The sequence below is a fragment of the Marinobacter sp. UBA2498 genome, assembly GCF_002341575.1.
In the GTDB taxonomy this organism is placed as follows: domain Bacteria; phylum Pseudomonadota; class Gammaproteobacteria; order Pseudomonadales; family Oleiphilaceae; genus Marinobacter; species Marinobacter manganoxydans.
Genome location: NZ_DDOI01000119.1, coordinates 1,227 through 7,730, shown reverse-complemented (window position 1 = coordinate 7,730; position 6,504 = coordinate 1,227). Strand labels below are relative to the sequence as shown.

Here is a 6,504-nt window from a genome sequence, read left to right as displayed (position 1 = left end):
CCATGGCGATGGTGGCATCCGACGCTGTGCCGACGCCCGCATCCACAAGCACCGGCACCCTGGCGTTCTCGACAATCAGGCGGATGTTGTACCGGTTCTGGATCCCCAGGCCGGAACCTATTGGCGCACCGAGGGGCATGATGGCCACACAGCCCATCTCTTCCAGACGCTTGGCCAGCAATGGATCGTCGGAGCAGTAGACCATGACCTTGAAGCCATCCTTGATCAGCTCCTCGGCCGCCACCAGCGTCTCGGTCATGTTCGGATAAAGGGTTTTCTCCTCACCGAGGACTTCCAGCTTCACCAGATCATGGCCATCCAGGAGCTCCCGGGCCAGCTTGCAGGTGCGTACGGCGTCTTTGGCGGTATAGCAGCCGGCCGTGTTGGGCAGAATGGTATAACTGCTCGGGGAAACCACATCCAGCAGGTTCGGCTCATCCGGATTCTGGCCGAGATTGGTACGACGAACCGCAACGGTGACGATCTCCGCACCGCTGGACTCAATGGCATGTCCGGTTTCCATCATGTCACGATATTTGCCAGTACCGACGAGCAAACGGGACTGGTAAACCCGTCCGGCAATTTCGAGGGGTCTGTCTTCTGGAAGCTGGAGTTCGGATGTCTCTGTCATAGTGTTCCTGAATCGTTTGTTACGGGAGGATGGGAACCGCCGTCATGGGTGGGCTGGGCAGACTGTTCATCCGCCGCCAATGGCGTGAACGACTTCTACACGGTCGCCATCGCTCAGAGTAAATTCCGGGTGCCGGCTTCTTGGCACTATGTCCTCGTTAACCTCAACCGCAAGCCGCTTGCCGGCCAGCGCCATCTTTTCAATCAGCGTGGCAATGGTGGCGCCACTCGGCAGCTCCATTTGATCGCCATTTACCTGAACCTGCATCGTGACTCCTGACCCTCTGTATTCATCTACTTGTTCCGGCGGAGACCGGAGGTTATTAACAGCGCCCAGCCCACCATGAAACACACCCCGCCGATGGGCGTGATCGGGCCGATCCAGCGGATGTCTGTCAGCACCAGCAGGTAAAGACTGCCACTGAATAACAGGATGCCGGCCAGAAAGAATCCCGCCGACCAACCCAGCAATTTCCTGGGCAGGCCCTGTCCGGCCAGCAATGCCAGCAGAACCAGCGCAATGGAATGATACATTTGATATGTGACGGCGGTCTGGAAAACTTCAAGGCCCCGCTCACTGACCAGATTGCGCAGCCCGTGTGCACCGAAAGCGCCGGCCATCACTGCCACCAGGGCCAGAAAAGCACCTGCCAACAGCGGTAACCGAAGAATCCCTCTCCTGGCCGGTTGTACGGATTCAGCAGTCACAGTGGATCTTTTCTCCCGAATCCAGGTTCATCATGGTCAGTGCGCCACCCCAGACACACCCGGTGTCCAGGCCGATAAAACGGTCACTACCGGTTTTTCCTTCCAGGGCTGCCCAGTGGCCAAACACCACCCGTACATCGTCATTGCGGGGAAAATGAAACCACGGCTGGTAACCTTCCGGCGCGCTGTCGACGCTTTCCTTGGCCGCCAGTTCCAGAGAGCCATCCTCGGCAATAAAGCGCATGCGGGTGAAATAGTTGGTAATGACCCGCCAGCGGTCCATTCCCTGCAGGGACTCGTCCCAGCGCTCGGGCTGATTGCCGTACATGTGGGTAAAGTATTCCTCGGCGGTTTCGCCCCGGATCACGGCTTCAACTTCCCTGGCACACTCCATTGCCTGGCTGACCGTCCAGATATGGGGCAAACCGGCGTGGGTCATCACCAGATTCCGGGCCGGGTCGTGAACACAGAGATTCTGCTGCCGGAGCCAGTTAACCAGCGGCTCGTAATCCGGAGCGTCAAGGATATCCGACAGGGTGTCTTTGCGACGCGTCTGATGACCGCCCAGGGACACCGCCAGCAGATGCAGGTCGTGATTGCCAAGCACGACGACCGCCGAATCCCCAAGGCTCTCGATGTATCTCAGGGTTTCCAGCGAGGACGGGCCGCGGTTGATCAGATCGCCGGCCACCCATAGACGGTCACGGGAGGGAGAGAAATCCACTTTCTCCAGGACATCCCTGAGACGCTCGTAACAGCCCTGAATATCGCCGATCGCGTAGTCAGTCATCACTTACCTCGTTTGCCGGATTGGCTGCACCCTTCTCGGTAAAAAGCAGGTCGGCAATCGCCACGAAATCGGCCAGTGCGAGGTTCTCCGGTCGCAGACCGTCATTGATGCCAAGGCTCCGGAGCTGTTCGGCCGACACCATGCCGCCCAGTGCCTTGCGGAGAGTTTTCCGCCGGGCGTTAAAGGCTGTGCGGACCACGGCCTGAAGTGTCGTCAAATCCTTCGCCGGGTGTGGCAGGGTCTTGTGAGGCACCAATCGGACAATCGCCGAATCCACCTTGGGCGCCGGTCGAAAAGCGCCGGGCCCAACTTCAAACAGCGGCTGAACCCGGCAGAAATACTGGGTCATAATCCCAAGACGCCCGTAATTGTTGTCACCCGGCACCGCTGCCATTCGTTGAACCACCTCTTTCTGCAGCATGAAGTGCATATCCTGCACAACACCGGCCTGGGACAGCAGGTGGAAAATCAGCGGTGTGGAAATGTTGTACGGCAAATTACCGATGATCCGCAGGGGGCGATCCACCATGAGCTGGCTGAAATCAAACTTGAGTGCGTCCGCCTCGTGAATCCGGAATTCGGGATAGTTGAAGAACTTGGTGCGCAGCACCGGAATCAGATCCCGATCCAGTTCCACAACCTGGAGCTTCGGGTTCACCGCCAGTATTTCCTCGGTCAGTGCGCCCAGTCCAGGGCCAATTTCCACGATGGCGTCATCGGGTTTCGGGTTAATGGCGCGGATGATCTGCTCTATGACTCCCGGATCATGGAGGAAATTCTGGCCAAACCGTTTTCTGGCCTGGTGGCCGGCTTTGTTGCTCACGAACGGGTCTCTTCAATTGCAGATTTTCGACAACGAGCCATTTGCTCGCCTATCTTCAGGGCCGTATGCAGACTGCCGGCATCGGCTCGACCGGTTCCCGCCAGATCCAGAGCCGTGCCATGATCCACGGACGTGCGCACAATCGGCAGCCCCAGGGTAATGTTCACCGCACGCCCAAAGCCCTGAAACTTCAGCACCGGCAGCCCCTGATCATGATACATGGCCAGAACCGCATCGGCCTGGTCGAGCCAGTGCGGGGTAAACAGGGTATCCGCAGGTAAAGGTCCGGTCAGAGAAATGCCTTCGGCACGCAGAGCCTCCAGGGTTGGCTCGATGGTGTCGATTTCCTCCCGACCAAGGTGGCCACCTTCGCCGGCATGAGGATTCAGGCCGGCCACCAGTATCCTGGGCCTGGCAACACCGAAGAACTTTTTCAGATCAGCATCGAGAATTCGCGTTACCTGAGTCAGGCGCTCCGGGGTAATGGCGGCGGATACGTCCTTGAGCGGTAAGTGGGTGGTAACAAGCGCAACCCGCAACTCTTCGGTCGCCAGCATCATGACCACACGATCCACACCGCAGAGCTCCTGCAGGAACTCGGTATGGCCGCTGAACGCGATGCCGGCATCGTTGATAACGCCCTTATGGACAGGCGCCGTCACCATGCCGTCAAAATCGCCGCTGAGGCAGCCGTTAGCGGCGACTTCCAGCGCTCTGAGCACATAAGCACCGCTGCCGGTATCCAGTGTGCCCGGTTCATGATTGGCACAACCGTCCACATGCAGAACCGACAGCAGGCCTGCCTCCATTTCCGGCGACTCTCCGGGCTGCCAGGCACGCAGTTCAACCGCCAGGTTCATTTGCTTCGCCCGGGCCTCCAGCAATGGCCGGCTGGCAACCACCACCACACCTGCACTCCGGGCCTCAAGAGCCAGTTGCAGGCACAACTCCGGACCAATGCCGGCAGGTTCGCCGGCCGTCAGTGCCAGCACCACGGGATTACTCATCAGGAGACTGGCTCTTCTTCCGCCGGTTCGTCCTTGGCGTACTCGCCCTTGAACTCGACAAAGGCCTCATCGCGGATCTCCTGAAGCCAGTTCTGAAGTTCGGTCTCAAACTTGCGGCGATAGATCGCCTGGCGGGCCTCGGCGTCGCGCACATCACCGCTGATGTCTTTCTGGCGGCGCTCCTGAACCTGCAGAATGTGCCAGCCAAACTGGGAACGGAACGGCCCGCGCAACTCGCCAATATCAGCATCGAGCATGGCCTGCTCAAACGCCGGCACCATCTGGCCCGGGCTTACCCAGCCCAGATTACCGCCATCGGAGCCAGACACCGGATCATCGGAGTATTCTCTGGCCAGCGCACTGAAGCTGGCTCCATTCTGAAGCTGCTGGTACAGATCCCGGATCACGGTTTCAGCCTGGCTGTCCGTCGTGGCTTCGGAAGGCCGAACCAGAATGTGACGAACACGGTGCTGCTGGATCATCTGCTGCTGCTCGCCGCCGCGCTTGTCCATCACCATTACCAGGTGGAAGCCGCTGTTGTTTTCCAGGACGTCTGAGGGCTCACCCACCGGCAGCTCCGGCACGACCGGAGCAACCAGAGACGGCAGCTGACCCTCGGCACGCCAGCCCATATCGCCACCTTCCAGGGCATTACTGGCATCAGACTCGGCAACAGCCACTTCGCGGAAATCACGGCCATTGGCGATCTCACTGCGCAGCCGCTCGGCTTTCTCCCTTGCGGCATCCACCTCCGCCTCATCAGAGGGGTCGTCTACGCTCACAAAGATGTACGCCAGCCGGTACTGAGCGTTATTCCCTCCACGGGCCTCCAGACTTTCCAGATAGTTTTCAACTTCCCGATCAGTCACCCGAACCCGGTTGCCGACCTGGCGCTGCTGAACCCGGCTGGTCAGCATTTCCTTGCGGATCTGTTCGCGGGCCTGGTTGTAAGTCACGCCTTCGGCTTCGAGCTGGATTTCAAACTGCGGCAGGCTCATGCCATTGCGTTCGGCAATGTTGGCCATGGTTTCGTTCAACTCGTTATCGCTGATGCGCATACCGGCCCGATCTGCCATCTGCATCTGGATCGATTCGGTGATCAGCTGGTCAAGCACACGCTCTTCGAGGACCTGCCTTGGCGGCAGCGCCGTGCCCTGTGCACTAAGGCGACTGGTGATGGTGTTGATTCGGGCCTCCAACTCGGTCTGAAGGATGACATCCTCATCGACGATGGCCACTACCTGGTCCAGCAACTTACGCTCGGCCTGAACAGACAACGGGGCCAGGACGGCTAGAAGAACCAGTAACGCTTGTACACCATGGCGAAGGGTCGCCTTCATAATCACCTCTACAAATAGAATTTGAGCTTTTCTGGCGTTTTGGGGGCCTTAGTCCGGGATCCAGTCAGGGAGTTCCAAAACGACGACTCTCCCTTTCATCAAAACCGTAAATGGCCTCGGAAATACTCGATGAGGCACCACCACTGCCACCCAGTCCTTTCAGCTGAATCTGAAACAGTATGCGCCCCTGAAGCTCCCGGTCGTAAGTCAGGTAATTCTGGTGAACCACCTGAATGCTCCAGCAGCAGTTGTTGTATTCAAGGCCGGCCAGGGACCCCACCGTACGGTCAAGGCTTGAGTCGTAGACCCAGCGGCCGATCAGACTAACACGGTCCGTCACCGGGAAAACCGTCGCAATGTCTGACTGTTCCAGTTCATCCCGGCTATAGGTGTGCCCCAGACTGGCCAGGTAGCGGTAATCACTGGAATGGAAAGTCAGCTGACTTCGACCTTCCTCGGTATCACCGGTGTCGGGATCCCACAGGCCAGACGACCGGATCTCCAGAGTATCAAGCGGGTTGAGCACCACCTCACCCGCCAGCGGAGAGCGGCTCCGGGTTCCGCCACCCTCACCAAACAGAGTTACCTCACGGTCGTCAAAGTACTGCACCTGGCCGATACTGAACCTGGCCCGCTCGGCACCGGTGAGCAGGTCATTGAAACGGCTGGTCAGGGCCACGGTCAACTGGTTGGCGTCACCTACCCGATCACCGCCGGTAAAGCGATCCGGCTGAAACAGCTGGTCAAACCGGAACGTCTGGAGGTCGGTGTCAAAGTCAGGAATGTCATTCTGATCCGCGTCCGCATTGGCCCATACATAGTACAGCCGGGGCTCAAGGGTCTGGTTGTAGGGCACATCAAACAGGCGGCTCTGTCGGTCGAAATACAACCCGTTATCCCACTCGGCAACCGGCACGGTGCGATCGAAACTGCCATCCCCCAGGACGTAGTCGTCCAGGTTGTAGCGGGTGTAATCCACGCTTACCGACGGCCGACTGAACCCCCACAACGCCCGCATGGGCAACGCCAGTTCCGGCCGCGCCCGGAAACGCTGCCCGTTGGCCCGATCCAGACCGGTCAGTGCTTCGTTGTCCCGGTAAAACACCGTGTACTGGCTTTCCAGGTTCGCCTCCACAATCCCTGCGCCGGTCTGACCTGCGTAGATCACTTCCGGCAACTGGGCATAGGGCTTGTCCACGTCGGCAC

Annotated in this window: 8 protein-coding genes; all 8 read right to left on the bottom strand. The window is 59.1% G+C overall.

The features are described 5' to 3' along the window. The coding region (locus B2W52_RS16775) for a thiazole synthase (protein WP_286803776.1) at positions 1–631 on the bottom strand (631 nt) is incomplete at its 3' end. Positions 632–697: 66 nt separating this feature from the next. Next, positions 698–898, bottom strand: a complete 201-nt coding sequence (gene thiS, locus B2W52_RS16770) for a sulfur carrier protein ThiS (protein WP_008173362.1) — start codon at positions 896–898, stop codon at positions 698–700. A gap of 26 nt (positions 899–924) precedes the next feature. Next, entirely contained in the window at positions 925–1,284 is a 360-nt protein-coding gene (locus tag B2W52_RS16765; protein WP_092030488.1) for a DUF423 domain-containing protein, read from the bottom strand. 43 nt (positions 1,285–1,327) lie between these two features. Beyond that, entirely contained in the window at positions 1,328–2,128 is an 801-nt protein-coding gene (locus tag B2W52_RS16760) for a symmetrical bis(5'-nucleosyl)-tetraphosphatase (protein ID WP_273071047.1), read from the bottom strand. Continuing rightward, on the bottom strand, positions 2,121–2,951 hold the full coding sequence (gene rsmA, locus B2W52_RS16755; RefSeq protein WP_008173367.1) for a 16S rRNA (adenine(1518)-N(6)/adenine(1519)-N(6))-dimethyltransferase RsmA: 831 nt from the start codon (positions 2,949–2,951) through the stop codon (positions 2,121–2,123). The genes B2W52_RS16760 and rsmA overlap by 8 nt, the downstream gene beginning before the upstream one ends. Beyond that, positions 2,948–3,958 (bottom strand): 4-hydroxythreonine-4-phosphate dehydrogenase PdxA, encoded by a 1,011-nt coding sequence (gene pdxA, locus B2W52_RS16750; protein WP_008173369.1) that lies wholly within the window; start codon positions 3,956–3,958, stop codon positions 2,948–2,950. The genes rsmA and pdxA overlap by 4 nt, the downstream gene beginning before the upstream one ends. Continuing rightward, on the bottom strand, positions 3,958–5,298 hold the full coding sequence (locus tag B2W52_RS16745; protein ID WP_008173372.1) for a peptidylprolyl isomerase: 1,341 nt from the start codon (positions 5,296–5,298) through the stop codon (positions 3,958–3,960). Before B2W52_RS16745 ends, pdxA begins: the two co-directional genes overlap by 1 nt. Positions 5,299–5,362: 64 nt before the next feature. After that, a partial coding sequence (locus tag B2W52_RS16740; RefSeq protein ID WP_286803775.1) for an LPS-assembly protein LptD occupies positions 5,363–6,504 on the bottom strand: 1,142 nt, incomplete at its 5' end.

What these genes read in the sequence shown, in the direction of transcription:
- thiS (WP_008173362.1), bottom strand. Translation starts at nt 898, where the DNA reads ATGCAGGTTCAGGTAAATGGCGATCAAATGGAGCTGCCGAGTGGCGCC.
- B2W52_RS16760 (WP_273071047.1), bottom strand. Translation starts at nt 2,128, where the DNA reads ATGACTGACTACGCGATCGGCGATATTCAGGGCTGTTACGAGCGTCTC.
- pdxA (WP_008173369.1), bottom strand. Translation starts at nt 3,958, where the DNA reads ATGAGTAATCCCGTGGTGCTGGCACTGACGGCCGGCGAACCTGCCGGC.
- B2W52_RS16745 (WP_008173372.1), bottom strand. Translation starts at nt 5,298, where the DNA reads ATGAAGGCGACCCTTCGCCATGGTGTACAAGCGTTACTGGTTCTTCTA.